This is a genomic window from Streptomyces sp. CA-251247, assembly GCF_050952975.1.
Taxonomy (GTDB): Bacteria; Actinomycetota; Actinomycetes; order Streptomycetales; family Streptomycetaceae; genus Streptomyces; species Streptomyces achmelvichensis.
Genome location: NZ_CP191861.1, coordinates 3,627,701 through 3,652,949, shown reverse-complemented (window position 1 = coordinate 3,652,949; position 25,249 = coordinate 3,627,701). Strand labels below are relative to the sequence as shown.

At 72.3% G+C, this 25,249-nt stretch carries 21 protein-coding genes; 12 read left to right on the top strand and 9 right to left on the bottom strand.

Going from position 1 to position 25,249, the window contains the following annotated elements:
* Nucleotides 1–39 precede the first annotated feature (39 nt).
* Genes ACQPWZ_RS15915 through ACQPWZ_RS15905 form a run of 3 tightly spaced genes read right to left on the bottom strand, consistent with a single transcriptional unit; the run spans nucleotide 40 to nucleotide 6,127 of the window.
* Complete coding sequence (locus tag ACQPWZ_RS15915) at nucleotides 40–1,326, bottom strand: extracellular solute-binding protein (RefSeq protein ID WP_433571672.1); 1,287 nt, start codon at nucleotides 1,324–1,326, stop codon at nucleotides 40–42.
* Nucleotides 1,323–2,525, bottom strand: a complete 1,203-nt coding sequence (locus tag ACQPWZ_RS15910; RefSeq protein WP_433571671.1) for a hypothetical protein — start codon at nucleotides 2,523–2,525, stop codon at nucleotides 1,323–1,325. Before ACQPWZ_RS15910 ends, ACQPWZ_RS15915 begins: the two co-directional genes overlap by 4 nt.
* Complete coding sequence (locus tag ACQPWZ_RS15905) at nucleotides 2,522–6,127, bottom strand: tetratricopeptide repeat protein (RefSeq protein WP_433571670.1); 3,606 nt, start codon at nucleotides 6,125–6,127, stop codon at nucleotides 2,522–2,524. Before ACQPWZ_RS15905 ends, ACQPWZ_RS15910 begins: the two co-directional genes overlap by 4 nt.
* 141 nt (nucleotides 6,128–6,268) lie before the next feature.
* On the opposite strand from ACQPWZ_RS15905, the gene ACQPWZ_RS15900 reads away from it, so the two are divergent.
* Complete coding sequence (locus ACQPWZ_RS15900) at nucleotides 6,269–6,574, top strand: trypco2 family protein (RefSeq protein WP_327683073.1); 306 nt, start codon at nucleotides 6,269–6,271, stop codon at nucleotides 6,572–6,574.
* A gap of 42 nt (nucleotides 6,575–6,616) precedes the next feature.
* Here the strand turns inward: ACQPWZ_RS15900 and ACQPWZ_RS15895 are convergent, their stop codons facing one another.
* Both ACQPWZ_RS15895 and ACQPWZ_RS15890 read right to left on the bottom strand, forming a co-directional pair.
* Entirely contained in the window at nucleotides 6,617–7,909 is a 1,293-nt protein-coding gene (locus ACQPWZ_RS15895; protein WP_433571669.1) for a zf-HC2 domain-containing protein, read from the bottom strand.
* Nucleotides 7,906–8,487, bottom strand: a complete 582-nt coding sequence (locus ACQPWZ_RS15890) for a sigma-70 family RNA polymerase sigma factor (RefSeq protein WP_327683077.1) — start codon at nucleotides 8,485–8,487, stop codon at nucleotides 7,906–7,908. The genes ACQPWZ_RS15895 and ACQPWZ_RS15890 overlap by 4 nt, the downstream gene beginning before the upstream one ends.
* 255 nt (nucleotides 8,488–8,742) lie before the next feature.
* Here ACQPWZ_RS15890 and ACQPWZ_RS15885 point away from each other — a divergent pair, with 255 nt between their 5' ends.
* Both ACQPWZ_RS15885 and ACQPWZ_RS15880 read left to right on the top strand, forming a co-directional pair.
* Nucleotides 8,743–9,117, top strand: coding sequence for an STAS domain-containing protein (locus ACQPWZ_RS15885; protein ID WP_340477889.1), 375 nt, complete (start codon nucleotides 8,743–8,745; stop codon nucleotides 9,115–9,117).
* A gap of 101 nt (nucleotides 9,118–9,218) precedes the next feature.
* Nucleotides 9,219–9,734 (top strand): EF-hand domain-containing protein, encoded by a 516-nt coding sequence (locus tag ACQPWZ_RS15880; RefSeq protein WP_340473724.1) that lies wholly within the window; start codon nucleotides 9,219–9,221, stop codon nucleotides 9,732–9,734.
* 34 nt (nucleotides 9,735–9,768) lie between these two features.
* Here the strand turns inward: ACQPWZ_RS15880 and ACQPWZ_RS15875 are convergent, their stop codons facing one another.
* The gene (locus ACQPWZ_RS15875) at nucleotides 9,769–11,265 is read right to left on the bottom strand and encodes a class I adenylate-forming enzyme family protein (RefSeq protein ID WP_340473723.1); all 1,497 of its coding nucleotides are present in this window, start codon (nucleotides 11,263–11,265) and stop codon (nucleotides 9,769–9,771) included.
* Between the two features lie 161 nt (nucleotides 11,266–11,426).
* On the opposite strand from ACQPWZ_RS15875, the gene ACQPWZ_RS15870 reads away from it, so the two are divergent.
* The 4 genes from ACQPWZ_RS15870 to ACQPWZ_RS15855 all read left to right on the top strand — a co-directional run bounded on the left by ACQPWZ_RS15870 (nucleotide 11,427) and on the right by ACQPWZ_RS15855 (nucleotide 15,495).
* Nucleotides 11,427–12,617 (top strand): amidohydrolase family protein, encoded by a 1,191-nt coding sequence (locus ACQPWZ_RS15870; RefSeq protein WP_327683082.1) that lies wholly within the window; start codon nucleotides 11,427–11,429, stop codon nucleotides 12,615–12,617.
* Nucleotides 12,617–13,750, top strand: a complete 1,134-nt coding sequence (locus ACQPWZ_RS15865; RefSeq protein WP_433571668.1) for an acyl-CoA dehydrogenase family protein — start codon at nucleotides 12,617–12,619, stop codon at nucleotides 13,748–13,750. Before ACQPWZ_RS15870 ends, ACQPWZ_RS15865 begins: the two co-directional genes overlap by 1 nt.
* A gap of 3 nt (nucleotides 13,751–13,753) precedes the next feature.
* Entirely contained in the window at nucleotides 13,754–14,638 is an 885-nt protein-coding gene (locus ACQPWZ_RS15860; protein ID WP_405570574.1) for an acyl-CoA dehydrogenase family protein, read from the top strand.
* Nucleotides 14,639–15,027: 389 nt separating this feature from the next.
* Nucleotides 15,028–15,495, top strand: coding sequence for an ATP-binding protein (locus tag ACQPWZ_RS15855; protein ID WP_433571667.1), 468 nt, complete (start codon nucleotides 15,028–15,030; stop codon nucleotides 15,493–15,495).
* Between the two features lie 182 nt (nucleotides 15,496–15,677).
* On the opposite strand, the gene ACQPWZ_RS15850 is transcribed toward ACQPWZ_RS15855, so the two are convergent.
* A complete protein-coding gene (locus tag ACQPWZ_RS15850; protein ID WP_433571666.1) occupies nucleotides 15,678–16,604 on the bottom strand; it encodes a cyclase family protein in 927 nt (308 codons plus the stop codon).
* 82 nt (nucleotides 16,605–16,686) lie between these two features.
* Between ACQPWZ_RS15850 and ACQPWZ_RS15845 the strand changes: the two genes are divergently transcribed.
* Genes ACQPWZ_RS15845 through ACQPWZ_RS15835 form a run of 3 tightly spaced genes read left to right on the top strand, consistent with a single transcriptional unit; the run spans nucleotide 16,687 to nucleotide 19,855 of the window.
* On the top strand, nucleotides 16,687–17,598 hold the full coding sequence (locus ACQPWZ_RS15845) for an SDR family oxidoreductase (RefSeq protein ID WP_383233783.1): 912 nt from the start codon (nucleotides 16,687–16,689) through the stop codon (nucleotides 17,596–17,598).
* 56 nt (nucleotides 17,599–17,654) lie between these two features.
* Nucleotides 17,655–18,809, top strand: coding sequence for an acyl-CoA dehydrogenase family protein (locus ACQPWZ_RS15840; RefSeq protein ID WP_405570565.1), 1,155 nt, complete (start codon nucleotides 17,655–17,657; stop codon nucleotides 18,807–18,809).
* The gene (locus ACQPWZ_RS15835; RefSeq protein WP_405570562.1) at nucleotides 18,806–19,855 is read left to right on the top strand and encodes a Zn-dependent alcohol dehydrogenase; all 1,050 of its coding nucleotides are present in this window, start codon (nucleotides 18,806–18,808) and stop codon (nucleotides 19,853–19,855) included. Before ACQPWZ_RS15840 ends, ACQPWZ_RS15835 begins: the two co-directional genes overlap by 4 nt.
* 39 nt (nucleotides 19,856–19,894) lie before the next feature.
* Here ACQPWZ_RS15835 and ACQPWZ_RS15830 read toward each other — a convergent pair whose 3' ends face one another.
* Nucleotides 19,895–20,890: a GlxA family transcriptional regulator gene (locus ACQPWZ_RS15830; protein ID WP_433571665.1), complete on the bottom strand. Its 996-nt coding sequence runs from the start codon at nucleotides 20,888–20,890 to the stop codon at nucleotides 19,895–19,897.
* Between the two features lie 60 nt (nucleotides 20,891–20,950).
* Between ACQPWZ_RS15830 and ACQPWZ_RS15825 the strand changes: the two genes are divergently transcribed.
* Nucleotides 20,951–22,297 (top strand): MFS transporter, encoded by a 1,347-nt coding sequence (locus ACQPWZ_RS15825; RefSeq protein WP_433571664.1) that lies wholly within the window; start codon nucleotides 20,951–20,953, stop codon nucleotides 22,295–22,297.
* Here the strand turns inward: ACQPWZ_RS15825 and ACQPWZ_RS15820 are convergent.
* On the bottom strand, nucleotides 22,287–22,877 hold the full coding sequence (locus ACQPWZ_RS15820) for a flavin reductase family protein (RefSeq protein ID WP_340477888.1): 591 nt from the start codon (nucleotides 22,875–22,877) through the stop codon (nucleotides 22,287–22,289). The genes ACQPWZ_RS15825 and ACQPWZ_RS15820 overlap by 11 nt on opposite strands.
* 548 nt (nucleotides 22,878–23,425) lie before the next feature.
* Between ACQPWZ_RS15820 and ACQPWZ_RS15815 the strand changes: the two genes are divergently transcribed.
* A complete protein-coding gene (locus tag ACQPWZ_RS15815; protein ID WP_433571663.1) occupies nucleotides 23,426–25,150 on the top strand; it encodes an acyl-CoA dehydrogenase family protein in 1,725 nt (574 codons plus the stop codon).
* The last annotated feature ends 99 nt before the right edge of the window (nucleotides 25,151–25,249 follow it).

Genomic DNA, 25,249 nt, shown 5'->3' with positions numbered 1-25,249 from the left:
CCGCTGTGCCCTGAACTCCGAGCCCGGGGCGGCCCGGCGCTACGGTGCCGCCGCCGGGCTGTCGCAGAGGTCGTCCAGGACGAAGGCGTTCTCCTTCTCCTGGAGCTTCCGCTCCGCCTCCAACTGGTCCAGCAGCCCCGGCAGGACCTTCTCCTTGTCCCCGGCGCCGAGGAACTCCAGGACGGCGCGGTAGAACGCGTCCCGCAGCGTCGGCGGCATGGCGTCCGAGGCGTCCATGCAGATCTGGCGCGAGCCGTCGATCAGCTTCTGGACCGCCAGGGTGCTTCCGGACTGCGGGGTGCCGCCGACGGGCGTCCCGGGAAAGAACGGACGCTCGCCCGCCGGCGCGGCCTTCACCCAGTCCTCACGGGCCTGGCGGGAGGTGAGCCGCCCCAGCAGGTCCCAGGCGGCCGCGCTGGGCCGGAAGACGGCCGCCATGTCGCCCGAGACCTCGTACGCGCCGTCTGCCTCCGCCGACTTCAGGCCGAGGAAGCGGGCGGTCGGGGTGGGCAGAACCGGCGGCACCTCGTCGTCGTAGTGGCGGCGGATGAACGACCCCTGGTGCTCGTAGTCGCACCGGCCGCTCTTCAGCAGCCCGCGTCGGCCGTCGGGAAGCCGTTCGAAGGAGGAGTTGAGCCCCTCCGTGCCGAGGTCCCCCTTGCCGTCCGCGATCAACTCGGCCCACTTCCGCCAGGCCGGTGCGGTCTCCTTCCACTCCATCCCGCCGGTCGCCCACCGCTCGTACTCCGTGTCGCCCATCTGCTGGAGCAGCAGGTCCTCGATCCAGTCGGTGCCCGGCCAGCCCGACGTCGCCCCGGAGCCCAGCCCCAGGCACCAGGGGCGTTCGCTGGTCGCCTGGCCGGCCGGCTTCCCGCGGCTCCACACCAGGGACTTGAGATCGACCCTGACGGGCGCCCAGTAGGCGTGGGTACGGGCCTCGCCCTGCTCGTTCTCGACGGTGACCGTCGGTGCCCACGGCGGGACCGCGGCGCCCGACACCTTCTCCGGCAGCGGGTACGCGTCCCCGGCGAGGGCGAACTCGGCCGCGTCCCCCGGGCTGTTGAGGATCGCCATGTCCGGTGGAGCGCCCGCCTGGAGCTGGGCGACGAGTGTCTCGCGCAGCGACCGGGTGCCCTTGTAGACGTAGGTGAGACCCGTCCGCTTCCCGATGCTCCGCAGGACCTCGACGAACGGCTTCTCCTCGCCGTCGGTCCACGCGCCGAGGATGACGAGGGTGCGTTTCTCGGCCGGGTCGGAGCAGCCGCCCGCGGTCAGCGCCGCCGCGGTCAGAAGGATGCAGGCGAACAGGGCCCTCAAGCGCTTCATGCGTCCGGGTACTTCCGTCGGGGGCGGGCGGGAGGATAGGGCCGGACGTAGAGGTAGAGCGTCACACCGCAGGCCAGCGCTCCGGTCCCGGCGGCGGCGGACGCGATGCCCGCCGTCAGCGACCAGGTGTCGGGGGTGGCGCCGCGCATCACCGTGTCCGTCCGGTGTGCGGTGGCCTCGATCAGGCGCGGCGCCTCACGGCCGGCCGTGACCCGCTCCAGTACGCCGAGGTCCGTGCGCACCTGGACCTGCGCGCCGTGTTCCTCTGCCCCGGCCGCGGCGAGCAGGACCGGAGTGACCAGGACGGGCACCGCGGCCGCCGCGAGCTGCACGCTGACCAGCCGCAGCCGGTCGCGCAGGAAGACCGAGGTGCCGACGAGGACGAACGCGAAGAGGGCGGTGGCAAGGGCCGCCGCGGCCGCGGCCGTCAGGGTCAGCGGGCTCCAGGCCGCCAGATCGCCGTTCTCGCGGTGCAGGTCCCTCTCCAGTCCGGCGATGCGGTCGAGGATGGAGGTGGGCGGCATCTCGTCACTGTCGGACACCGTGCCCACGCGTCCGCGGAGCATGTCGTCGGCGTAGGCGACACCGGCCTTGCGCAGCACGGGCGTTGCGCGGTGCCGCTCGGCCCAGGCGATCTTGTCGCCGTACCCGACGACCAGGCCCGACACCACCCGCAGCTCCTGCTCCTGCGCCTTGCGCAGGGCGCCGGACTGCGCGACGCGGCCGAGGCTCTGGGTGGCTTCCGTGAGCCGGGAGCGGTAGGTCTCGCCGAGCGCGACCATGCCGGGCCGGTCACCGGTGTTCAGCCGGGTACTGGCCTGCGCCTGGGCCAGTTCGAGCGAGGTGCGGGCGCGGGCCAGGTCCACCAGCGCCGGTGCGCACCGGTCCCGCAGGCGTTCCGTACGGTCGTGGATGTCGGTGTACGCGGCTCCCGAGAGCGCGAGGGCGATCACGGCGAGCGCGGGCAGCACCACCATCCGCCGGCGCAGGAACCCGGCGGTGGGAGTGCCGCCGCCGGCCCGTCCCGACGCCCGCAGCCACAACTCGGGGAACAACCGCCGCAGCGCGTGCAGACCACGCGCGGCAGCCGGCCGCAGCCGGGCCTCTGCCGCGCGCAGCCGCACCACGGCCCGCCAACTGCCCGGCCGCGACCGGGCGGGCGCCTCGTCGGCGGTCTCGGGCGGGCGCAGCGCGGTCATGCCTCCTCCCCGGACGTCCGGGGCCGCCGCACGACCTGGGGGAGCCAGTCACCGGCGGACCGGCGGGCGCGTTCACGGGTGCGCCGGTCCCGCTGGTGGCGCACGCCCAGCGGCCGGGTGCGGTACGCGTTGTCCAGCAGCGCCTCGGCGAGCGCCGCGTCCTCCGGGTCGTCGGTGCGGGGCACCTGTTTGGCGAGCCGGCGGTAACAGGCGGACAGCTGCTCGCGCAGTTCCCGTTCGCCTGCCGGGACCGACGCCGCGGCGGGCAGCGCGGACCGCAGCTCCGTCAGCGGGTCCGCGGCCATGCCCTTCTCCCGTGCGCCACGGACGAGTTCGAGCAGCAGCTCCAGCAGTTCCGCGGTGAGCCGTTCGTAGGCCTGCCTGTCGGTGAGTCCCTCGTGACTGACCAGCCGGCGCAGGGCGGCGTACGCCCGCACCGCGGACGCCGTGCTCGGCGCGGAGCCGTCCGCGGGCAGGCTCGCGTGGATGCGGACCATCGCGGTGCGGGCCGCCGTGCGATGCCGGGAGTCCGGGGGCACACCGTCCAGCGAGGCCAGGGCGCGGTCGGGGCTGCGGCGCGCGAGATGGATGCGGGCCAGGCCGAACGCGGCGCTGCCGAGCGCGTGGTTGCGCCGCCAGACCGCGTCGTAGAACCGCATGGCCTGCTCTTCGTGGTGGTCGCGGTGCTCCTCGTGCTCGGCGGTGCGCGGTTCGGCGGACCGCCACAGGTCGGCGAGCTTCTCGTGGCAGTAGCCGAGGGCGAGTTTGGGCGCGTACTCGCCGGGGATCGCGCTGTAGACCTCCTCGAAGCAGTTCAGGGCCTGGCGCAGCCGGCCGTGCGCGAGTTCGTTCAGGCCCTGGTGCCAGTCCAGGCGCCAGTCGAACCGGGCGCGGTCGCCGAGCAGCCGGCGCGCCCGCTCCAGTTCCATCCCGGCGGCGACCAGATGCTTGTCGGGCTGCCGCACCTGGTCGCGGGCGAGCTCCAGATGCAGCCGGCAGCGCAGCAGATGCAGTTCGGGCGAGCCCAGCCATTCGTCGCTGAGCTGGAGCAGACCGGCCGGGTCGGCGTACGAGGTGCGCTGGAGCTCCTTCCAGTTGGGGTCCTCGCGGTCCGCCTTCGGCACCGGGAGCGCGACCGCGACCTCGGCGGGGCCCGGCACCCCCGAGCCGAGCGGCAGGGCGAGGCCGCTGCCGGAGCGCCAGCGCACGAGCGGTGGCGCCTTGCCCAACTGGCCGTCCAGTGCCGAGGCCGCCGGGTCGAACAGCGGCGAGGGCTCGAACGTCTCCTCGCCGAGCCGCAGCGAGCGCAACTCGCGGAGCACCCCGCGCAGTTGGAGGGACATCTCGTCGGCGGACGCGTAGCGGCGCTTGGGGTCGGGTGCCACCGCGCGGCGCAGGGCCCGTTCCAGCGACTCCGTGCCGAGGTCGGCGGGGGGCGCCGGGGCCTTCGCGAGCAGTTCGCCGAGCACGGCGCCGACGCCGTACAGATCGCCCGCGGTGGTCATCTCCCCGCCGGGGCCGGTCTCCGGCGGCCGGTGGCTGACGGGACCCGGATCGCCCGGCTTGCGGACGCCGGCGACGTCGATGAGCTTGATGCCGTTGCCGCAGTGCAGCACGTTCGTGAGCGAGAGGTCCCCGTAGACGAGGCCCTCCTGGTCGTGGAGGTAGCTGAGCGCGTCCAGGATCTGAAGCCCGTAGACGACGATGAACTCCCGCAGCCGGGGCCCGGAGAACGGCGGATCGTGCTGGGCGATGCGCGCCGCGACCCAGTCCAGCGGAGCGCCGTCGGCGAACTCCATCACGATGAACTCCGCCGAGGTCGACGGATGCCGGGCGTAGTTGACCACCCGGATGACCGACGGATGGTTGAGGCTGACCAGCCGCAGCCGCTCACGGTGCGCCTGGAGCACCGCGAGGGGATTGCCCGGGTCGAGGATGCCCTTCAGTGCCACCGGGCGGTTGTCCAGCAGCAGATCGCGGGCCAGATAGACCTGGCCGTGGCTGCCCTGCCCGAGCGGGCCCACGACCTCGTACTGCTGGTGCAGCCGGTCGCCGCCCGTCAGATGGTGTCCGGTGGACCCGATGACGAGCGCGTCCGGGTCGCGCACGGCCACGGACGGCAGATCGGTCAGCCCGTCGCCGGGGAGCTCCACGGCGAAGTCCCGCGGCCCCTGCGGCCCGGCGAGCACCGCCTCGGCGTTCTCCGCCTCCAGCAGCGCGGTCTCGACGGCGACGGTGAGCTGGAACAGCGCCTGCGGGAGGGCCTTCGTGCCGTGCAGCGGGCCGCCTTCGCGCAGCCGCCGCAGTTCGTCGCGCAGCCGCCGTGACTGTTCCTCGGGAGGCCGCGGGCGGGGCAGCGCGGCGGACGGCGGCAGGTGCCGTAGGCGCTGCTCGGTCTCGGCCAGCCGGGTCAGCCGGACCGCCAGCCGCTCGACGCGGGTGCCGGGCCAGCCCGACTCCAGCAGCTCATCGCGCACCCGCTCCAGCAGCGGGGACTGCGGATCGCTGAAGACGAGGAGCAGCCGGCTGTCGTCCCGGGCGAGCACGGCGCGCAGCAGCGCCACCATCTCCTCGTCCGCCGACGCCGAGCGGTCGACGGCCAGGAACGCGGTGCTCAGCGGCGGGCTCTCCTCGGCGATGCGCTCCAGCAGCGCGGTACGGGGGCCGCCCGAGGACGGCGCCCTGTCGAGGCCGATGCGTTCGGCCGTCAGCCCGGCGAGCTCGTCGGCCGTGCGGTTGGTGGCATCCACCGCAATGTCGATGCCGCCGATCTGCGGTTCGCCCGCCGTGCTCCCGGAGGCGGACGGCGGGCTCTGCTCCCGGTCGGCGAGGGTGAGGGCGCTGCGGATGGTGAACAGCAGCGCCTGCTCGCCCTCGCCCGCGAACAGCACCTCGACCGGGTCCGTGTCCGGTGCGCCGTCCAGCCAGTGCGTCATCCTGCGGTGCAGCCCCGGCACCCGGCCGGACGCGGTCCGTTCGGGCGCAACCGCGACACCGGCCGAGACGGCCTTGGGCCCGGTGACGGTGATCCCCAGCCGCTCCAGCGGCAGATGCTTGAGCACCGTCTCGGTCGGGATCATGTACGCGTGCTCGCGGCGGACCGGGGCCTTGGGTGTGCCGAACTGATGGGCCAGGATGCCGAGGAGGCGCCGCGACCCGCTGTGGACGACACCGCTGCCGCTGTAGCCGTGGCGGACGGTGTAGGGCGCGCCCTCGGGGTCGAGCTGCACCCACTCCGCCCGGTGGCCGGGGCCGCCGCGCCCCATCAGCCGCGCGGTCAGATGCTCGCCGCCCGGCAGGTCCTCCGGATAGCCGGTCAGATGGACGGGGTTGCCGGGCCCCGGCACCTGTCGGTGCAGCACCGCATGCGGCACGGCCGGCTCGTGGTCGAGCTTGAGCAGCGCGAGATCGCCGGCGAACTCGGTGGTGGGCTCGACCAGATACTCCTGGAGCACCCGGGCCCGCAGCGGTTCGGGCTCCGGTCCCGGGGCGGCCGGCACGTCGACGTACACCGTGTCGAAGGGGATGCGCCTGCCGTCGAGGCCGGGCCGGGACAGCACGGTGTGGGCGCAGGTCAGCACCAGTCCCCCGGGGAGCAGCACCCCCGCACCCAGCGGACGTCCGGAACGGTTCTGCGTACGGAACAGGCAGACCCGCCAACTTTCCTCTTGCGACGATGAGTTGGACGTACGCAACGGCTCCCTCATACTGCTCAACGATAACTACAGGGAACGGGGTGCGCGATGGCTGAGCGTGACGAAGGCGCGGTGGTGGGCCTCGCCGAGGTGATCGGCCAGGTCCGGGACGAGCTGGAGCAGGCGCAGCTCGCGGGCGAGGGCCGCGATCTCAAGTTCAGTGTGGAGAAGGTGAACCTGGAGTTCGCGGTGCAGGTGCGGCGCGAGGGCAGTGGCCGCGCGGAGCTGCGGATCGGCGTGCTCACCGCGGGGGGCGGCGGATCGGCGGCGCGCGACACCACACACACGATCCAGATCGAGCTCAAGCCGCAGGGCAGGGGCGGGGATCCGAACCTGATGGTGGGCGGGGAGTAGGACTCCGCCCTGCCCGTCTGTACCTCGGGGTGCGCCCAGCACTCAGAGTCTGCTCAGCGAGGCGGCGGCGAACAGGACGTCCCTGATCGCCTCGCGGTCGCCGTCCTGCCCCGCGGCGGCTTCCTCCGGTGGCACATGACCGGCCACCAGTCTGCAGAACTCCACGCCGTCGAGCGCGACTTGCGCCACCGCTTGATCGGGTGAGCCGACGGCGGCGGGGGAGTCCAGGGCGATGTACCAGTTCCCGCCGCCGGCGCCCTCGACCTCCAGATGCAGTGAACGTCCCGGGGCCCCGGCCGCGACCAGATGCCTGGCCGGCCCGGCGAGACCGGCACGTCTGCGGCCGGCGAGCGCCGCGGGCAGCATCCGGGCCGCGAGGTCGATCATCCGGTTCAGATGGGATCCGCTCGGCGGGTCGTACGGATAGTCCACCGCGTCCGCGATGTCGTCGGCGTGTATCCAGCACTCGAAGGCGCGGTCGAGGAGGGAGTCCCGCAGCGGCAGCGCGAAGTCCCCGTACGACACGGACAGTTCGGCCACCCCGCGGCCCGCGAAGGACACCGTGCGGATCAGGGTGTGGCTCTGGTCGCGCCAGGGCTCGTGGACGGCGCGGGTGGCCGGTTCGTCCGCGCCCCAGAACGCCTCCGTGCGCTCGGTCGGCCCGCCGGCCGGTGTCCGCCCGAGCGGATCGTCCAGACCGAGGGCGCCCGCGACCAGGCCGTCGACCGTCATCAGATGCCCGATGACCCCGGCGACGGTCGTCCGCCGGCTCGCCGCGCTCTCGCCCTCGAACCATTTGAGCCGGACCGGCGCATGCCACTCGGATTCGCCGATGTCCCGCAGCAGGGCGTCCAGCCGGGCGGTCTCGGCGTCGTACGGGTTGGCCCACACGGGCACGGGGATACGGGCGGGCCTGCGGCCCAGGCAGTTCTCCAGCACCCGGAACCGCAGCAGCGGGTCGAGATCGAGATCGCGGTCGGTGTGCAGCAGTCCGACGGCGTCCCGCAGTCGCAGCGCCTCCTCCGCGCAGGGGGCGCAGTCGCCGAGGTGCTCCTCGACGGCCGCGGTCTCCTCCGAGGAGCAGGCGGACAGTGCCCAGGCGCCGAGCAGGGACTTGAGCACGCTGTGGGACAGCCGCTCCTCCGTCGTCCGCCCGGGGTCCCCGGTCTGTGGGGGAGGTGCGGGCCGGGCGTCCTCCTGGGGCGGCGGCACCGTCAGATCCCGTGCCGCGAGGTCGTCCGCCGCCGCCCGGGGCCCGGGTATGCGGGGAGCGCCCCGCACCTCGTCGCGTGCGTCGTCGTCATCGCCGTGGCCGCCGTCCAGGGGCCCGCTCACAGGGAGCGTCCGTATCCGGGCGGGGACGAGCCCTCCAGCGGGCGGGTGTGGGCGGTGGAGAGCAGTTGCAGGCCGAGCCGCAGCCGGCGCCGGGCCTCGTCCTCGGTGACCCCGAGGTCGGCGGCCGTCTGCCGGTAGTCCCTGCGCTGGAAGTACGCCAGCTCCAGCGCCGCGCGCAGCGGGGCGGGCATGGAGGTGACGATGTAGTCCGCGCGGGCTGCCACGGCCGCCCGGCGCACCTTCTGCTCCAGTTCCTCGGTGGAGCCCTCGCCGGCGTTCGCCAGCGCGGCCGCCTCGGTCCGGCGCAGCCGGTGGACGGCCTGGCTGTTGGTGAGCTTGGCCACCCAGGAGCGCAGGGAGCCCTGCTTGGGGTCGTAGGCCTCCGGGTTCTCCCAGATGTAGCCGAAGACCTCGCGGGTCACCTGGTCGGCGGCGGTGTCGTCGTCCAGCACCCGGTGGGCGAGCATGTGCACGAGCGAGGCGAACCTGTCGTAGAGCTCACCGAGCGCGGCGGCCTCGCCGCGCGCGAGCCGCTGCTGCATCCTGCGGTCCCAGCGCGGCGGTGTGTCCTTTGCCATGCGGCCCCCAAGCCTCGCCCCTGCGCACTGCCCCTGTGCCTGTCGCCTCTTCGAATGTAATGCGCCTGCACGAGGACGCACGCCCCTTTGCGTCAAGTGCGCCCCCGAGGGGGTCCCCGGATGGTAGGGACTGACACCATCGTGGAACTGCCGCAACCTCGGTGTTTCGGGCCATGGCCGTTGGGAAGGCGGACAGGAAGCTCAGATTCCGGTACCCGCGGTACAGACGCAAGGACACCAGGAGAGGCTCCGATGGTGATGCTGAAGGTGGACGAGGACCGGCAGGGCGCGTGGACCGTGCTGCACGTCAGCGGGGAGCTCGATCTCGTGTCCTCACCGGTGGTCCGTCAGCATGTGCACGAGGCGGTGGCCGAGGGGCACCGGGACGTGGTGCTGGATCTCTCGGGCGTGCAGTTCTGCGATTCGAGCGGTGTGGGCGTACTGATCGCCTCCCGCCGGCTGCTGCACTCCTGTCGCGGCCGGCTGCGGTTGATACTGCCGGCCCGCGGCGCGGAGGAGGGTTCGCACGTCAATCGCGTGCTGGCCGCTCTCGGCGTGCGCCGGCTCTTCGACGTGTACGAGGACACCGAAGCGGCCACCGACGAGAAGGCCGCACCCCTCTCCGCCTGACCCTTTGCCGACGGCTTCACCCGGGGTCCTTCCGCATGTCGCTTCCACGTAATTGGCTCAGTACGTGCACGCGGCAGCCGTCGGGGCCGTACTCTCCCCGCATGGACAGCGCAGAGTACGAGCGCAAGATCGCGTCTCGCTTCGCCGCCTTCGACCAGGACGGCAACGGCTATATCGACCGTGAGGACTTCAGCGGGGCGGCCGCACGGCTTCTCGCCGAGTTCTCCACCAAGGCACGCTCGGACAAGGGTCAGGCCTTGTACAGCGGCGCCGAGGCGTTCTGGCAGGGAATGGCGGGAATTGCCGATGTGGACGGGGACCAGCGGGTCACCCGCCAGGAGTTCATCACCGGAGCGGTGAAGAGACTGCGTGACAATCCGCAGCGGTTCGCGGAGATCGCCCGCCCGTTCCTGCACGCCGTGATCGCCATCGCCGACGAGGACGGGCAGGGGGTCACCCCGTCCGCGGCGGAGCGGGTGATGCGGGTGCTGGGTGTGGACGAGTCGCGCGCCTCGCAGGCGGCGGCCGCGCTGGACGCGGACGCGGACGGGCGGATCAGCGAGGAGGAGATCCTCACGGCGTTCGCGGCGTACTACGTCACGCCGGAGCACCCGTAGGGGATCTCCGCCCCCCGGACCCGCCTCGGTCCCTTCACGCGTACCGTTCCCTGAGCTTGTACTTGAGCACCTTGCGCAGGGTCTCGTTCCGGGGGAGGGCGCTCACCACCTCCAACTGCTCGGGCAGTTTGTACGTGGACAGGCCCTCCCCCCGCAGATACGACGTCACCGCGGCCAGCGTCAGCTCCGGTGCGCCCGCAGCCTGTTCCACGACCGCGCACACCCGCTCGCCGCGGTCCGCGTCGGGCAGCCCGATCACCGCCGCGTCGGCCACCCCCGGATGCCCGTGCAGCAGGTCCTCGATCTCCTGGGCCGAGATGTTCTCGCCCTTGCGGATGATGACGTCCTTCAGCCGTCCGGTGAGCACCAGATGGCCGCTGTCGGTGAGCCGGCCGAGGTCCCCGGTGATCAGGAAACCGTCGGCGTCGAAGACCTGTGCGGTCTGCGCCGGGTCCAGATATCCCTGACAGACCGCCTCGCCGCGCAGCCGCACCTCGCCGTCGACAATGCGGATCTCCATGCCCTCCGGCGGCCGGCCCTCGGTGGTGGCGAGGTTCTCGTCGGTGTCGTCGGGCGAGCCCATGGTGATCATCGGCACCTCGGTCATGCCGTAGCCGTGGGTGAGCCGGCAGCCCATCTCGCGGACGACCGCGTGGTACAGCTCGGGCGGCTTCGGCGCACCGCCGCCGGCCAGCAGCCGCAGGGTGGGGATGAGCTTCTCGCCCGGCTGCTTGCGCTGTTCGGCGAGGAACATCGAGTAGAACGCCGTCGAGCCGCCCGCCGTCGTCACACCGTGCTTGCGGTAGTCGTCCAGGGCGCCGGGCAGGGCGAACGTCTCGAAGAGCACCGCGGGGAAGCCGTACAGCAGCAGCATCACCAGGTAGTCCGCGCCGCCGATGTGCGCGAAGGGGAAGGCGATCGAGCCGACGTCGTCCTCGCTCAGATGCAGCGCGTGGGCGAGACAGGAGCCGCCCGCGATCAGTGAACGGTCCGTGTGCAGCACGCCCTTGGGGTCGGACGTGGTCCCGGAGGTCCAGTAGATCCAGCGCACGTCACCGCCCTCGGCCGGGGGCGGCGGCAGCACGGAGGGGTCGCCGTCGGGCAGGGTGCCGTAGGCCTCGAAGACTCCGCGGGCCCCGATCCGCTCCGCCATCGTGGTGTGGTCGAACCCCCGCCACCGCCCCGGCACGGCGAAGTGCTCCGCCTCGGCCGCGTGCAGCGCGAAGGCGACCTCCCGGTCCCGGTAGAAGGGGATCACGGGCGACTGAACGGCGCCGAGCCGGGCCAGCGCCATGGACAGCAGCACCGTCTCGATCCGGGTGGGGAGCTGCCAGGCGACCACGGTGCCGGGCCGCACCCCGCGCTCGGACAGTCCGGCCGCGACCCGCTCGGCCCGGTCGCGCAGTTCGCCGAAGGTCAGGGTGCGGTCGCCCTGGATCAGCACCGGCCGGTCAGGGGTGAGTGCGGCCCTTCGCCGCAGGAGGTCCCACAGGGTGCGGGATGCGGCGAGAGCGTGCGCGGTCTCGTTCATGGGGCCGTACGCCTCCAGACCTGACGGGTAGTCAGACAGTGGCGAGAGCGTAGAGCTCTCCGCCTTGTCGGTCCAGGGGTGCGGGGCTAGCCTGCTTTCTGACGGGTCATCAGATACGGCATCGGATACGGCTTTCTCCCGGGCACGGCGGAGGGGACACCATGGCTGAACTTCCTCGGATCGTCAGCGTCGACGACCATGTGATCGAACCGGCACACCTCTTCGAGACCTGGCTCCCCGCGAAGTACCGCGACAGGGGTCCCAAGCCGCTCACCGCGGGCATCGGCGAACTGGCCTACGTCGCCGGCAAGTACCGGATCACCATGGACCCGGACGGTCCGCCGACCGACTGGTGGATCTACGAGGACCTGAAGTTCCCGTACAAGCGGAACATCGCGGCGGTCGGCTTCGACCGCGACGAAATGACCCTCGAAGGCATCACCCGCGCCGAGATGCGCCCCGGCTGCTGGGACCCCAAGGAACGCCTGAAGGACATGGACCTCAACCATGTCGAGGCCTCGCTCTGCTTCCCCACCTTCCCCCGGTTCTGCGGGCAGACGTTCGCGGAGGCGCACGACAAGGAGGTGGCCCTCGCCTGCGTGCGCGCCTACAACGACTGGATGGTGGAGGAGTGGTGCGGCGACAGCGGCGGCCGGCTGATCCCGCTGTGCATCATCCCGCTGTGGGACATCGAGCTCGCCGTCGCCGAGATCAGGCGCAACGCGGCGCGGGGCGTACGGGCCGTGACGTTCTCCGAGATCCCGACCCACCTCGGGCTGCCCTCGATCCACTCCGGGTACTGGGACCCGTTCTTCGCGGTCTGCCAGGAGACCGGGACGGTCGTGAACATGCACATCGGCTCGTCCTCGCAGATGCCGGCCGCGTCCCCCGACGCACCGCCCGCCGTGCAGGCCTCGCTCAGCTTCAACAACGCCATGGCCTCGATGATGGACTTCCTCTTCAGCGGCGTGCTGGTGAAGTTCCCCCGGCTGAAGCTGGCGTACAGCGAGGGCCAGATGGGCTGGATCCCCTACGCGCTGGAGCGTGCGGACGACGTGTGGGAGGAGCACCGGGCGTGGGGCGGGGTGCGCGATCTGATCCCCGAGCCGCCCTCGACCTACTACTACCGGCAGATGTTCTGCTGCTTCTTCCGCGACAAGCACGGCATCGCCTCGCTCGACGTCGTCGGCCGGGACAACGCCACCTTCGAGACCGACTATCCGCACGTCGACTCGACCTTCCCGCACACCAAGGAAGTCGCGCTCGACCACGTCAAGGGCCTCGACGACGAGACGATCCACAAGCTGATGCGGGGCAACGCGATCCGGATGCTGGGCCTGGACCTCGACTGATGGACCTCACGTACACGGCGGAGGAGGAGGCGTTCCGGACCCGGCTGCGTGACTGGCTCGCCGCCTCGCTGCCCACCCTGGAGCCCGCGCCGTCCCCGGACGACTGGCCGGGACGGCGGGCGTACGACACCGCCTGGCGGCGGATGCTGTACGACGCGGGCTACGGCGAGGTGCACTGGGACGCGGCCCCGACGCGGCGGCTGATCTTCCTGGAGGAGACGGAACGCGCCGGGGCGCCCTACGTGGGCGCGAACTTCGTGGGTCTGCTGCACGCGGGACCGACGATCGCGGCGGAGGGCACGGCCGAGCAGCGGCAGCGATGGCTGCCGCCGATCCTGCGCGGCGACGAGATCTGGTGCCAGGGCTTCAGCGAGCCGGACGCCGGGTCCGACCTCGCGTCCCTGCGGACGAAGGCCGTCCGCGACGGCGACAGTTACGTCGTCACCGGCTCCAAGATCTGGACGTCGCACGCCGAGGTCGCCGACTGGTGCGAGCTGCTCGTCCGCACCGGCCCCGCCACCCCCAAGCACCGGGGGATCTCCTGGCTCGCCATGCCCATGGACGCGCCCGGAATCACCGTACGGCCGCTGCGCACCCTCGCGGGGTCGGCCGAGTTCGCCGAGGTGTTCCTCGACGAGGTCAGGGTGCCCGTCGGGAACCGGATCGGCGAGGAGAACGACGGCTGGCGGGTCACGATGGTCACCCTGTCCTTCGAGCGCGGCACCGCCTTCGTCGGCGAGGTCGTGGCCTGCCGCCGCACGCTCGGCGAACTGGCCGGGGCGGCCCGCGCGAACGGCCGCTGGGACGACCCGGCCCTGCGCCGCCGGCTGGGCCGCCTGCACGCCGAGTTCGGCGCGCTGTGGCGGCTGATCCAGTGGAACGTGAGCGAGTCCCAGGCGACGGGGGGCGTGCCGGGCGTCGGTGGGTCCGTCTTCAAGTTGCGCTACTCCCACGCGCGTCAGGAGCTCTACGAGGCGGCGGCCGACGTGCTCGGTCCGGACAGCCTGGACCTGTCCCGGGCGTGGACGCCCGAGCGGCTCTCGTCGCTGTCGTACACGATCGCCGCGGGCACCTCCCAGATCCAGCAGAACATCATCGCCGAGCGCATCCTCGGCCTGCCGAAGGGCCTGTGAACGGTGGACTTCCAACTCACCTCCGAACAGCGGGCGTTGCGGTCGGGCGTACGGGAGGTGCTGTCCCGCCTGCTGCCCGGTGACCCGGGGCCCGGCGACCCGGGGCCCGCACCCCGGCTGGACCGCGCGCTGTGGCGGGAGCTCGGGCGGGCCGGATTCTTCTCGCTGCGGCTGGACGAGAAGGAGGGCGGCGCCGGTGGCGGACTTCCCGAGGCGGTCCTCGTCTTCGAGGAGGCCGGCCGGGTCCTGTTGCCCGGCCCGCTCGTCGCCACCCACCTCGCCGCCGGAAGCGTGGAGGGCGCCGCGGCCGGCGAGACGGTCGTGACCCGGGTGGACGGGGTCCTCGTCCCGTGGCTGGACGCGGCCGACCAGGTGCTCGGGGACGCCACCGGAGCCGTACCGCTGCGGTCGGTCGATCCGCTCACCCCGCTGCACCGCGTGCCCCGGCCCGCCTCCGCCGAGGGCGCACACGATGGTGTGGCCGCGCTCCTCTCGGCCGCCGAACAGCTCGGCAGCGCCGCGTGCACCACCGACCGTGCCGTGCGACACGCCACGCAGCGCGAGCAGTTCGGCCGGCCGGTCGGGAGCTTTCAGGCAGTCAAGCATCTGTGTGCCCAGATGCTTCTGCGTACGGAACTCGCGCGCAGTGCCGTCTACGCGGCCGCCGTCACCGGGGACCGGACGGAGATCGCCGGGGCCAAACTCCTCGCGGACGACGCCGCCGTGCGCAACGCCCGTGACTGCATCCAGGTGCACGGCGGCATGGGGTTCACCTGGGAGGCCGGCATCCATCTGCATCTCAAGCGGGCGTGGGTCCGGGCGCAGTTGTGGCCGACCGCCGAAGAGGCGGCGGACATCCAGGCGGAGGCGCTCGCCGCGCCGCCGTGATGCGTCACCCAGCGTCGATACCGGGTTGTGTCCTTCGGGGGTCTCGTCACGGCCCGTTGCGAGGCCCGGCCTCCGGTACGCTCCGTCAGATGCGAGTGGTTCCGAGGCGGGGCGGTCACGGTGTTGCCGGTGCGGCGGCTCCGAGCCCGGGAATGTGCGCCGCTCGTCCCCCTGGGGGACGGGTCGCGAGCCTCTGTTCGACTCCCCGCAGCGTGCGTCGCACAGTATGCACCACGGGTACTCCTTCGCGCTGGAATATGCCCGAAGCGCTTGTTGCGGTGACTGTACGTCAACCATGCTGTCTCGTAAGAGAGTCACGTTCGGTGACCTGGACGAGGACCCTGTCGAGGCGCGAGGCGATGTGTCCGCCGGTTCGGATGGTGTGAGCGGTGCAGGTGCTTCAGGTTCAGTTGGAGGTCGGGCCCGATCCCGCGGAGGTGAGCCGGGCCCGTAGATGGGCTCGTTCACGACTCGTCGGATCGGGCATAGGGGACGACGAACCGCTCGCCGACACCTTGATCCTGCTGATCTCCGAGCTGGTCACCAACGCCGTGGTGCACACCGGCTGTCCGGCCGTCCTGCGCATGCTCTTCGGCGCGGGTGCCGCCGAGGCCGGCACGGTGCGGGTGGAGGTCGCCGACATCAGCGCCCGGCCGCCGCAGCCGCGGCACGCCGAGGGCGAGGACACAGGCGGCCGCGGGCTCGAACTCGTCGACGGTCTCGCCGACCGGTGGGGCTGGCAGCGCGAGGGCACCGGCAAGTCCATCTGGTGCGAGGTCGACCGGTGCGCGGCAACGGCGGCCCCGGTCGTCCGGTTCGAGCGGGAGACGCGAGGCTTCGCGACCGCGCAGCAGTAGCGGCCCCTCGGCCGTAGATCGATTCACGGGCCTTTGTTCACGGGACCCGGTTCACACAGCTCCCTGCTCCGATGCCCGCTGCGGCATGACCACGACACCGGCACGGGCGTGGTTCCGGCACAGGCGTGGTTTCCGCACGGACGTGGCTCTCCGCACGGACACGGCCACGGGCACAGTCCCGGTCACAGGACGGCGACCGGTGCGACGGGCGTCCCCGTACCGCCGACGAACGGCTCGGGCATCGCGGAGAGCAGGAACGCGTAGCGCATTTCTTGTGCACAGGCTGTGGACAAACTTTCCAGATTCCAGTTCTGGCCCTGAAGCATGCCCATCTCGACCAGATCGAGCGCGTGCACCGCCAGCCACAGATCCTCGATCTCGGGCGGGAAGATCTCGAAGGTGAGGGTGTCGTTGGCGACGGCCGCGACATCGTGGGCGTGGAACCACTCGGGCGTCCGCACGGACAGCCCCGGTGACGGATACCCGTAGCCGTGCTTGTCGCCGCCGAGGGCGAGCTGCATCTGCCCCGTCCGTACGAGCACGACGTCGCCCGCCCCGACGGTGACACCGCCGAAGTCCGCGGCCTCCTCCAGGTCCTCGGGTGTCACGGCGTGATCGCCGGGCAGCCGGTCCAGCCCCTTCGCGCGGGCGACATCGAGCAGCACACCCCGGGAGACGACGTACGGGACCTTGTCGATGCCGCTGAACCGGGCGCGGGTGTGTGCCGTCACGGTGTCGGCGGGACGGCCGTTGTAGATCCGCCCCGAATGGGAGGCGTGCGTCAGGGCGTCCCAGTGGGTCGCCGCCTGAAGGCCCATCGTCACGACGTCGTCGCTGGTCGCGACCGTGCCCGGGCCGAACAGCTCCTGGTTGATCTGGACCATGGCGTGCAGCGGGTTCACCCGGCCCGGGATGAGGCCGGTCTGGATGCCGTCCTGGTGGAGGGGCAGGGCCAGCGGGACGCGTCGGCCGGTGCGGACGGTTGCGGCCGCGGACCTGACGACCTCGTCGGTGATCAGGTTGAGCGTGCCGATCTCGTCGTTCTCACCCCAACGGCCCCAGTTGTTGACGCGTTTGGCGATCTTGTGGAACTCCGCTGGCAGGGACATCGCGCCTCCTGGGGCTTGTGCTCGACCGTCCGGCTGACCGTAGAATCTAACGGTCCGTCAGAAACCGCGGGAAGGGGCCGGTGTGGGGAACTTCTTGGCAGGCAGGGTCGTCGCCGTGACAGGCGCCGGACGGGGTATCGGGCGCGCCGTCGCACTGGCCGCCGCCGCGGAGGGCGCGCGGGTCGTCGTCAACGACCACGGCGTCCCGGTCGGGGGCGGCGAGCCGGAGTCCGAGGTCGCCGCGTCGGTCGTCAAGGAGATCGAGGCGGCGGGCGGTTCGGCCGTCGCCGTCGCCGACGACATCGCCACGATGGCCGGCGGACAGCGGCTCGTGGACGTCGCGCTCGCCGAGTACGGACGGATCGACGGCGTCGTGTGCGTGGCGGGCATCCTGCGCGAGCGGATGCTCTTCAACATGTCCGAGGAGGAGTGGGACCCGGTCGTCGCGACGCACCTGAAAGGCACCTTCACCGTCTTCCGTGCCGCATCCGCCGTGATGCGGAAACAGGGATCGGGCACGCTGATCGGTTTCACCAGCGGGAACCACCAGGGATCGGTGGCGCAGGCGAACTACTCGGCGGCCAAGGGCGGGATCATCTCGCTCGTCCGCAGCGCGGCCCTCGGGATGCACAAGTACGGGGTCACGGCCAACGCGGTCGCGCCGGTCGCCCGCACCCGGATGTCCGCGAACGTGCCCATGGAACTCAAGGAGATCGGCGAGCCGGAGGACGTCGCGGCACTCGTGGTCTATCTGCTCTCGGAGCGCGCGCGCGAGGAGCGGATCACCGGCCAGGTCTACACGGTCGCCGGCCCCAAGATCGCGGTGTGGGCGCAGCCGAGGGAGCTGCGCGCCGCCTACGCCGACGGGCCGTGGACGCCGGAGCGGATCGCGGACTTCCTGCCGGGGACGGTGGGCGTGGACCCGATGCCGATGCTGGCGCTGCTGGAGGAGCAGGCGCGGGCCGCGGCCGAGGGGAAGCGGCCCAACGCGTGAGAGAGCCGGGCGCCCCGCCGGCGCCCGGCACGTCGTCGCCACAACGGGAGGTCCGCATGGACGACCAGGCGTTCCGGGAGAAGGCCCGTACCTGGCTGGAGAAGCACCTCGGCGCGGGCCACCCCGAGGGCCGGGCGTGGGAGCGCGAGCTCGGACGGGACGGCTGGGTCGGGCTCGGCTGGACCGAGGACGGGTACGGCAACCGCCGCGCCGGTCTCACCCAGCAGGTCGTCTGGGCCGAGGAGTACGCCCGCTCCCGTGCCCCCTCCCGCGTCGGCCACATCGGCGAGAACCTTCTCGGCCCCACCCTCATCGCCTTCGGCACCCGGGAGCAGAAGGACCGCTTCCTGCCCGCGGTCGCCCGGGGCGAGGAGCTGTGGTGCCAGGGCTACAGCGAGCCCGGCGCCGGGTCCGACCTCGCCGGGGTCCGGACGCGCGCGGTCCGCGAGGGCGGCACGTACCGGATCAGCGGTCAGAAGATCTGGACCTCCCTCGCCCAGGACGCCGACTGGTGCTTCGTCCTCGCGCGGACCGAGCCCGGCTCCGCCCGGCACCACGGCCTGTCCTTCCTCCTCGTCCCGATGGACCAGCCGGGCCGCATCGAGGTACGGCCCATCCGCCAGATGACCGGCACGAGCGAGTTCAACGAGGTCTTCTTCGACGGCGCGAGCGCCCGCGCCGAGCATCTCGTCGGCGGCGAGGGCAACGGCTGGCGCGTCGCCATGGGGCTGCTCGCCGTGGAGCGGGGGGTCTCCACGCTCGTCCAGCAGATCGGGTTCGAGGAGGAACTGGGGCAGGTGATCCGGGCCGCCGTGACGAACGGCGCCGTCGACGACCCCGTCGTCCGGGACCGTCTCGTACGCCAGTGGGCCGAGCTGCGCACCATGCGGTGGAACGCCCTGCGCACGCTCGGATCGCCGCAGGACCGCCCCGGAGCCCCCGCGGCCGTCGGCGCCCCCAGCGTCGCCAAGCTGCTGTGGGGCGGCTGGCACCAGCGCCTCGGGGAGCTGGCGATGGCGGTACGGGGTGCGGGCGCGGCTGTCGGCCCGCGGGACTGGAGCGCCGAGAAGCCCTACGAACTCGACGCGTACCAACGGATGTTCCTCTTCAGCCGGGCCGACACCATCTACGGCGGCTCGGACGAGATCCAGCGCAACATCATCGCCGAGCGCGTGCTCGGCCTGCCGAGGGAACCCAGGGAGCCGAGATGAGAGGCGTCGTCTTCGACGGCACACAGCCCCAGGTGGTCGACGATCTGGAGGTACGGGACCCGGGTCCCGGAGAGGTCCTGGTGGCGATCGCCGCGGCCGGGCTGTGCCACAGCGATCTGTCGGTGATCGACGGCACCATCCCCTTCCCCACGCCGGTGGTGCTCGGCCACGAGGGCGCGGGTGTCGTCGAGGCGGTCGGCGCGGGCGTCGTCCATGTCGGGCCGGGGGACCATGTCGCGCTCTCCACGCTCGCCAACTGCGGGGCCTGCACGGACTGCGACCGCGGCCGCCCCACGATGTGCCGCACGGCGATCGGCCGGCCCGGCCGGCCCTTCAGCCGCGGCGGCGCCCCGCTGTTCCAGTTCGCCTCCAACTCCGCGTTCGCGGAACGCACCGTCGTCAAGGCCGTCCAGGCGGTGAAGATCCCCTCCGACATCCCGCTGACCTCCGCCGCGCTGATCGGCTGCGGAGTCCTGACAGGCGTCGGAGCCGTACTCAACCGGGCGAGGGTCGACCGCGGCGAGAGCGTCGTCGTCATCGGCACCGGCGGCATCGGGCTCAACGTCCTCCAGGGCGCGCGGATCGCGGGAGCGTCCACGGTCGTCGCGGTGGACTCCAACCCGGCGAAGGAGGAGGTGGCGCGGCAGTTCGGGGCGACGCACTTCCTCGCGTCGGGCGAGGGCGTACGCGCGATCCTGCCGACCGGCGCCGACCATGTCTTCGAATGTGTCGGCAGCACCGCGCTGATCCGGCAGGCGATCGACCTGCTGGACCGGCACGGGCAGGCGATCCTGCTCGGAATGCCGGCGGCGACGGCGGAGGCGTCGTTCGTCCCGGCGGCGATGTTCCTGGACAAGTCCATCCTGGGCTGCCGCTACGGCTCGTCCCGCCCGCAGCACGACATCGCCCTGTACGCCGATCTGTACCGCCAGGGCCGGCTGCTGCTGGACGAACTGGTCACCGAGACCTATCCGGTGGAGGACTTCGCGAAGGCCGCGGACGACGCGCACCACGGACGGGTGGCACGCGGGGTGCTCACCTTCTGAGCCGCGGCGGGCGGTCTCCTCCCGGCCGTCCGCCGTCCCTCAGCCCGCGCCCGCCCCGGCCCGGAACGTCCGCCGGTAGACGGTCGGCGCGACCCCGAGCACCGCCTGCAGATGCTGGCGCATCGACTGCGCCGTACGGAACCCGGCGTCCCGGGCCACCTGGTCGACCGAGAGATCCGTGGACTCCAGCAGATGCCGGGCCCGCTCCACGCGCTGCCGCGTGAGCCACTGGCCCGGACTGACACCGACCTCCTCGCGGAACCGGCGCGTGAAGGTCCGGACGCTCATCGACTCCCTCTCGGCCATGTCCCGCAGCTGGATCGGCTGGTGCAGCCGGCCGAGCGCCCAGCCCCGGGCGGTGGTCGTCGTCGCCGACCGGGCCTCGGGGAGGGGGCGTTCGATGTACTGCGCCTGTCCGCCGTCCCGGTGCGGGGGCACGACGGTGCGGCGGGCGACGTCGTTGGCGACGGCGGTGCCGTGGTCCCGTCGCACGATGTGCAGACACAGGTCGATGCCGGCGGCCACGCCCGCCGAGGTGAGGACGTCCCCGTCGTCGATGAACAGGACGTTGGCGTCGACGCAGACGGACGGGAAGAGCCGCTGGAAGTGCTGGGCGGAGGACCAGTGGGTGGTGGCCGGCCGGTTGTCGAGGAAGCCGGCCGCGGCGAGGACATAGCCGCCGGTGCAGATGGAGACGAGACGGGTGCCGGGCCGGATGTGCGCGAGGGCGGCGGCGAGTTCCCCGGTGAGCCGGCCCTCCTCGTACACAGGGCCCAGCTCGTACGAGGCGGGGATCACCACGGTGTCGGCGGTGGCCAGCGCCTCGGGGCCGTGCTCGACGTGGATGTCGAAGTCGGCGTCGGTACGGACGGGGCCCGGCCGGACCGAGCAGGTGACGATCTCGTAGAGGTGATGGCCCTGCGGGTCCTTGGCGCGGCCGAAGATCCGGTGCGGAATGCCCAGCTCGAAGGGGAGCAGCCCGGTGAGGGCGAGGACGACCACTCGGTGCCGGGGGTGCGCTGCCGCCATGTCCATGGCCCGATCCTATCGAAGCCTGTCCTCCGGGCCACTCGTTGTGCCGGAGGTGCCCGTCGGATGCTGGACCGCGTGACCGAGACCTCCCCTCCGCCCACCGGCCCCCGGCTGCTCCGGCCCCGCATCCACCGCGCCTGGTTCGTGGCGGCCGTCACCTTTGTGACGATCATCGGCGCCGCGGCCTTCGCCTCCCTGCCGGGTCTGCTGATCGACCCGCTGCACGAGGAGTTCGACTGGTCGCGCGGCACGATCGGCTTCGCGGTCTCCGTCAACCTCGCCCTCTACGGGCTGACCGCACCGTTCGCCGCCGCACTGATGGACCGGTTCGGCATCCGCCGGGTGGTGGCGGTCGCCCTCACGGTGATCGCGGTCGGCTCCGGTCTCACGGTCTTCATGACGACGTCCTGGCAGCTCATCCTCTTCTGGGGCGTCCTCGTCGGTCTCGGCAGCGGCTCGATGGCGCTGGCGTTCGCCGCGACGGTCACCAACCGCTGGTTCGTGAAGCGCCGGGGCCTGGTCACCGGCATCCTCACCGCGGCCGGCGCCTCCGGCCAGCTCGTCTTCCTTCCGCTGCTGTCCTGGCTGGTGGAGCACCACGGCTGGCGCCCGGCCTCGATCACCGTCGCACTCGCGGCGCTCGCCGTGGTGCCCTTCGTCTGGCTGCTGCTGCGGGACCACCCGGCGGACGTGGGGACGTCGGCGTACGGCGCGGAGGGCTTCACGCCCAAGCCGGAGCCGGTACCGGGGGCGGCGCGCCGAGCGGTGACGGTGCTGTTCAAGGCGGCCCGCACCGGGCCGTTCTGGCTGCTGGCGGGGACCTTCGCGATCTGCGGCGCGTCCACGAACGGCCTGGTGAAGACGCACTTCGTGCCCGCGGCCCACGACCACGGCATGCCGATCACGGCCGCCGCGTCCCTGCTCGCGGTGATCGGGGTCTTCGACGTGGTCGGCACGATCGCCTCGGGCTGGTTCACGGACCGCTTCGAGGCACGCCGGCTGCTCGCGGTGTACTACGCGCTGCGGGGCGTGAGCCTGCTCTTCCTCCCCATGCTGCTCGCGCCCTCCGTCCAGCCGCCGATGCTGTTCTTCATCGTCTTCTACGGCCTGGACTGGGTGGCGACGGTCCCGCCGACGATCGCCCTGTGCCGGGAGCACTACGGCGAGGACAGCGCCATCGTGTTCGGCTGGGTGCTCGCCTCGCACCAGGTGGGCGCGGCGGTCGTCGCCTTCGCCGGCGGAGTGGCGCGGGACGTCTTCGGCTCCTACGACGTGGTCTGGTACGCCTCCGGGGCGCTGTGCGCGGCAGCCGCGCTGATGGCGCTGGTCATCCGGCGCAAGCCGCTGCCGGTGCTCACCGCGGTGTCCCTGCCGGCGGAGAAGCCGACGACGGACCAGGTCACGGGCTGAACCGGCCGAACCTCCCGCGGTGGAACAACAGCGGCGCGCCGTCCTCGGCCGCGCCGAGCGCCGCGATCCGCCCCACCACGATCAGGTGGTCGCCGCCGGTGTGCACGCTCTGCACGGTGCAGTCGACCCAGGCCGGCACCCCGTCCAGCAGCGGCGACCCGGTCACGGGAGCGGGCCGGTGCGCGACCCCGGCGAACTTGTCCGCGCCGCTCACGGCGAACCCGCGGCACAAAAGCCCCTGCTCCTCGCCGAGGATGTTGATGCAGAAGGCCCCGGCCCGGGCGATACGCGGCCACGTGGTCGACGTCCGCCCGACCATGAAGACGACGAGCGGCGGATCGAGCGACAGCGAGGCGAACGACTGACACGCGAACCCGGCGGGCCCGTCCTCGTCCCGTGTGGTGACGACGGTGACTCCGGTCGCGAAGTGCCCGAGCACCCGCCGGAACTCCCCGGGCTCGACGGCGAGCCGTTCGTCGTCCCGCACGGCGCGCAGATCGGGCCGCGGGAGGGCCTCGTACGGCTCGGTGGCTGTGGGCGCGCCGACGGACCGGAGATAGCGGACGGCGGTGGCGGCCATGGCTGCGTGTCCCATCACGGTCCCATTGAACCTGACGCTCCGTCAGATGGGAACCCTTGGAGGGGGCCCGTTGCCTGGGGTGGCGGGTTGGCTTCCGAGGGCACCGGAGGGCCCCACACCCCTCACCTGCGGCTGCTTCGCGCCGCGTCCCATCGCGCTGCCCGAACCGGCGCGGCTTCGCGTGTGCCCGCACCGCAACCGGTCGCGTCCTCGACCGCTCGGGAGGGGGCGTGCAGGGTCGGCCCCGCAGGGGATCGGCGGCAACACCCGGGTGACCAAGGCAAGGGACCTGTACGCCGCCGACCCCGAGGAGTCGAGCGCGGAGGGCCCCCGTACCCGCCGCCGGACAAGGACCAGAGGCTCAAGCGCCCGACCCCTGCCCCAGGGACCCGACGCCGCACAAGAACCCGCACCCCCAGCCCGTACCCGCCCGCCACGCCCCACCCCAAGGTGACCCGCCTCTCACCCCCGCGCCCCCGCTTGTCTGTGCAACGAGTTGCATAGAAGGATCGGGACACCCTCAGTCCCGGTCCCGGAAGGCGAACCCCATGGCCGACGCCCTGCTGTTCAATCCGCGCACATACGACCCCGCGCACTTCGATCCCGAGACCCGCAGGCTCCTGCGGGCCACCGTCGACTGGTTCGAGGACCGTGGAAAGCGGCGGTTGATCGAGGACTACCGGTCCCGCGCCTGGCTCGCCGACTTCCTCGCGTTCTCCGCCAAGGAAGGGCTGTTCGCCACCTTCCTCACGCCACAGTCCGCCGCCGGGCCCGGGCAGCAGGACCAGCGCTGGGACACCGCCCGGATCGCCGCGCTCAACGAGATCTTCGGGTTCTACGGGCTCGACTACTGGTACGCGTGGCAGGTGACCATCCTCGGTCTCGGTCCGGTCTGGCAGAGCGACAACGCCGCCGCCCGCACCCGCGCCGCCGAGCTCCTCTCCCAGGGCGAGGTGTTCGCCTTCGGCCTGTCCGAGCGGTCCCACGGCGCCGACATCTACTCCACCGACATGCTGCTGACGCCCGAGGGCGACGGCGGCTTCCGGGCCAGTGGCTCCAAGTACTACATAGGCAACGGCAACGCCGCCGGGCTCGTCTCCGTCTTCGGCCGCCGCACCGACGTCGAGGGTCCCGACGGGTACGTCTTCTTCGCCGCCGACAGCCGCCACCCGGCGTACCGGCTCGTCCAGAACGTCGTCGACTCCTCCAAGTACGTCAGTGAGTTCCGGCTGGAGGACTACCCGGTCGGGCCGAACGACGTCCTGCACACCGGACGTGCCGCGTTCGACGCCGCGCTCAACACTGTCAACGTCGGCAAGTTCAACCTGTGCACCGCCTCCATCGGCATCTGCGAGCACGCGATGTACGAGGCCGTCACGCACGCCCACAACCGCATCCTCTACGGCCGTCCCGTCACCGCCTTCCCGCACGTGCGCCGCGAGCTGGCCGACGCGTACGTCCGGCTCGTGGGCATGAAGCTGTTCAGCGACCGCGCCGTCGACTACTTCCGCTCCGCGGGCCCCGACGACCGCCGCTACCTGCTGTTCAACCCGATGACGAAGATGAAGGTGACCACGGAGGGCGAGAAGGTCATCGACCTGATGTGGGACGTCATCGCCGCCAAGGGCTTCGAGAAGGACACGTACTTCGCCCAGGCCGCCGTCGAGATCCGCGGGCTGCCCAAGCTGGAGGGCACGGTCCACGTCAACCTCGCGCTGATCCTCAAGTTCATGCGCAACCACCTGCTGGACCCGGCCGCGTACGAGCCCGTCCCGACCCGCCTCGACGCGGCCGACGACGCGTTCCTCTTCCGGCAGGGACCGGCACGGGGGCTCGGCTCCGTCCGCTTCCACGACTGGCGCACCGCCTACGACGCCTACGCCGCCGTGCCGAACGTCGCCCGCTTCCGCGAACAGGCCGACGCGCTGTGCGAGTTCGTCGCGACCGCCGGCCCCGGCGAGGAGCAGAGCCGCGACCTCGACTTCCTGCTCGCCGTCGGCCAGTTGTTCGCGCTGGTCGTGCACGGACAGCTGATCCTGGAGCAGGCGCGTCTGACGGACGTGGACGAGGACGTGCTGGACGAGCTGTTCTCCGTGCTTGTACGGGACTTCTCCGCGCACGCCGTCGAGCTGCACGGCAAGGACTCCGCGACGCAGGAACAGCAGGGGTGGGCGATCGGCGCGGTCCGGCGTCCGGTGGTGGACGAGGCCCGCTCGGCGCGTGTCTGGGAGCGCGTGGAGGCCCTGGCGGGGTCGTACGAGATGGCGCCGTAGCGACGAGCCGCAGCGGCGCGGGGCGGCGGGGGGAGTACCGGGTGGGGAGAGCACCCCGGCCCGGGGCGGGGTTCCAGTACCCCCGGCCGGGCCGGGGGC

Excerpts from the sequence above, each read along its gene's own strand:
- ACQPWZ_RS15815 (WP_433571663.1), top strand. The coding sequence starts at position 23,426 with ATGGCCGACGCCCTGCTGTTCAATCCGCGCACATACGACCCCGCGCAC.
- ACQPWZ_RS15910 (WP_433571671.1), bottom strand. The coding sequence starts at position 2,525 with ATGACCGCGCTGCGCCCGCCCGAGACCGCCGACGAGGCGCCCGCCCGG.
- ACQPWZ_RS15840 (WP_405570565.1), top strand. The coding sequence starts at position 17,655 with ATGGACGACCAGGCGTTCCGGGAGAAGGCCCGTACCTGGCTGGAGAAG.
- ACQPWZ_RS15830 (WP_433571665.1), bottom strand. The coding sequence starts at position 20,890 with ATGGACATGGCGGCAGCGCACCCCCGGCACCGAGTGGTCGTCCTCGCC.
- ACQPWZ_RS15900 (WP_327683073.1), top strand. The coding sequence starts at position 6,269 with ATGGCTGAGCGTGACGAAGGCGCGGTGGTGGGCCTCGCCGAGGTGATC.
- ACQPWZ_RS15825 (WP_433571664.1), top strand. The coding sequence starts at position 20,951 with ATGCTGGACCGCGTGACCGAGACCTCCCCTCCGCCCACCGGCCCCCGG.
- ACQPWZ_RS15835 (WP_405570562.1), top strand. The coding sequence starts at position 18,806 with ATGAGAGGCGTCGTCTTCGACGGCACACAGCCCCAGGTGGTCGACGAT.
- ACQPWZ_RS15870 (WP_327683082.1), top strand. The coding sequence starts at position 11,427 with ATGGCTGAACTTCCTCGGATCGTCAGCGTCGACGACCATGTGATCGAA.
- ACQPWZ_RS15890 (WP_327683077.1), bottom strand. The coding sequence starts at position 8,487 with ATGGCAAAGGACACACCGCCGCGCTGGGACCGCAGGATGCAGCAGCGG.
- ACQPWZ_RS15850 (WP_433571666.1), bottom strand. The coding sequence starts at position 16,604 with ATGTCCCTGCCAGCGGAGTTCCACAAGATCGCCAAACGCGTCAACAAC.
- ACQPWZ_RS15875 (WP_340473723.1), bottom strand. The coding sequence starts at position 11,265 with ATGAACGAGACCGCGCACGCTCTCGCCGCATCCCGCACCCTGTGGGAC.
- ACQPWZ_RS15865 (WP_433571668.1), top strand. The coding sequence starts at position 12,617 with ATGGACCTCACGTACACGGCGGAGGAGGAGGCGTTCCGGACCCGGCTG.
- ACQPWZ_RS15915 (WP_433571672.1), bottom strand. The coding sequence starts at position 1,326 with ATGAAGCGCTTGAGGGCCCTGTTCGCCTGCATCCTTCTGACCGCGGCG.
- ACQPWZ_RS15820 (WP_340477888.1), bottom strand. The coding sequence starts at position 22,877 with ATGGCCGCCACCGCCGTCCGCTATCTCCGGTCCGTCGGCGCGCCCACA.
- ACQPWZ_RS15880 (WP_340473724.1), top strand. The coding sequence starts at position 9,219 with ATGGACAGCGCAGAGTACGAGCGCAAGATCGCGTCTCGCTTCGCCGCC.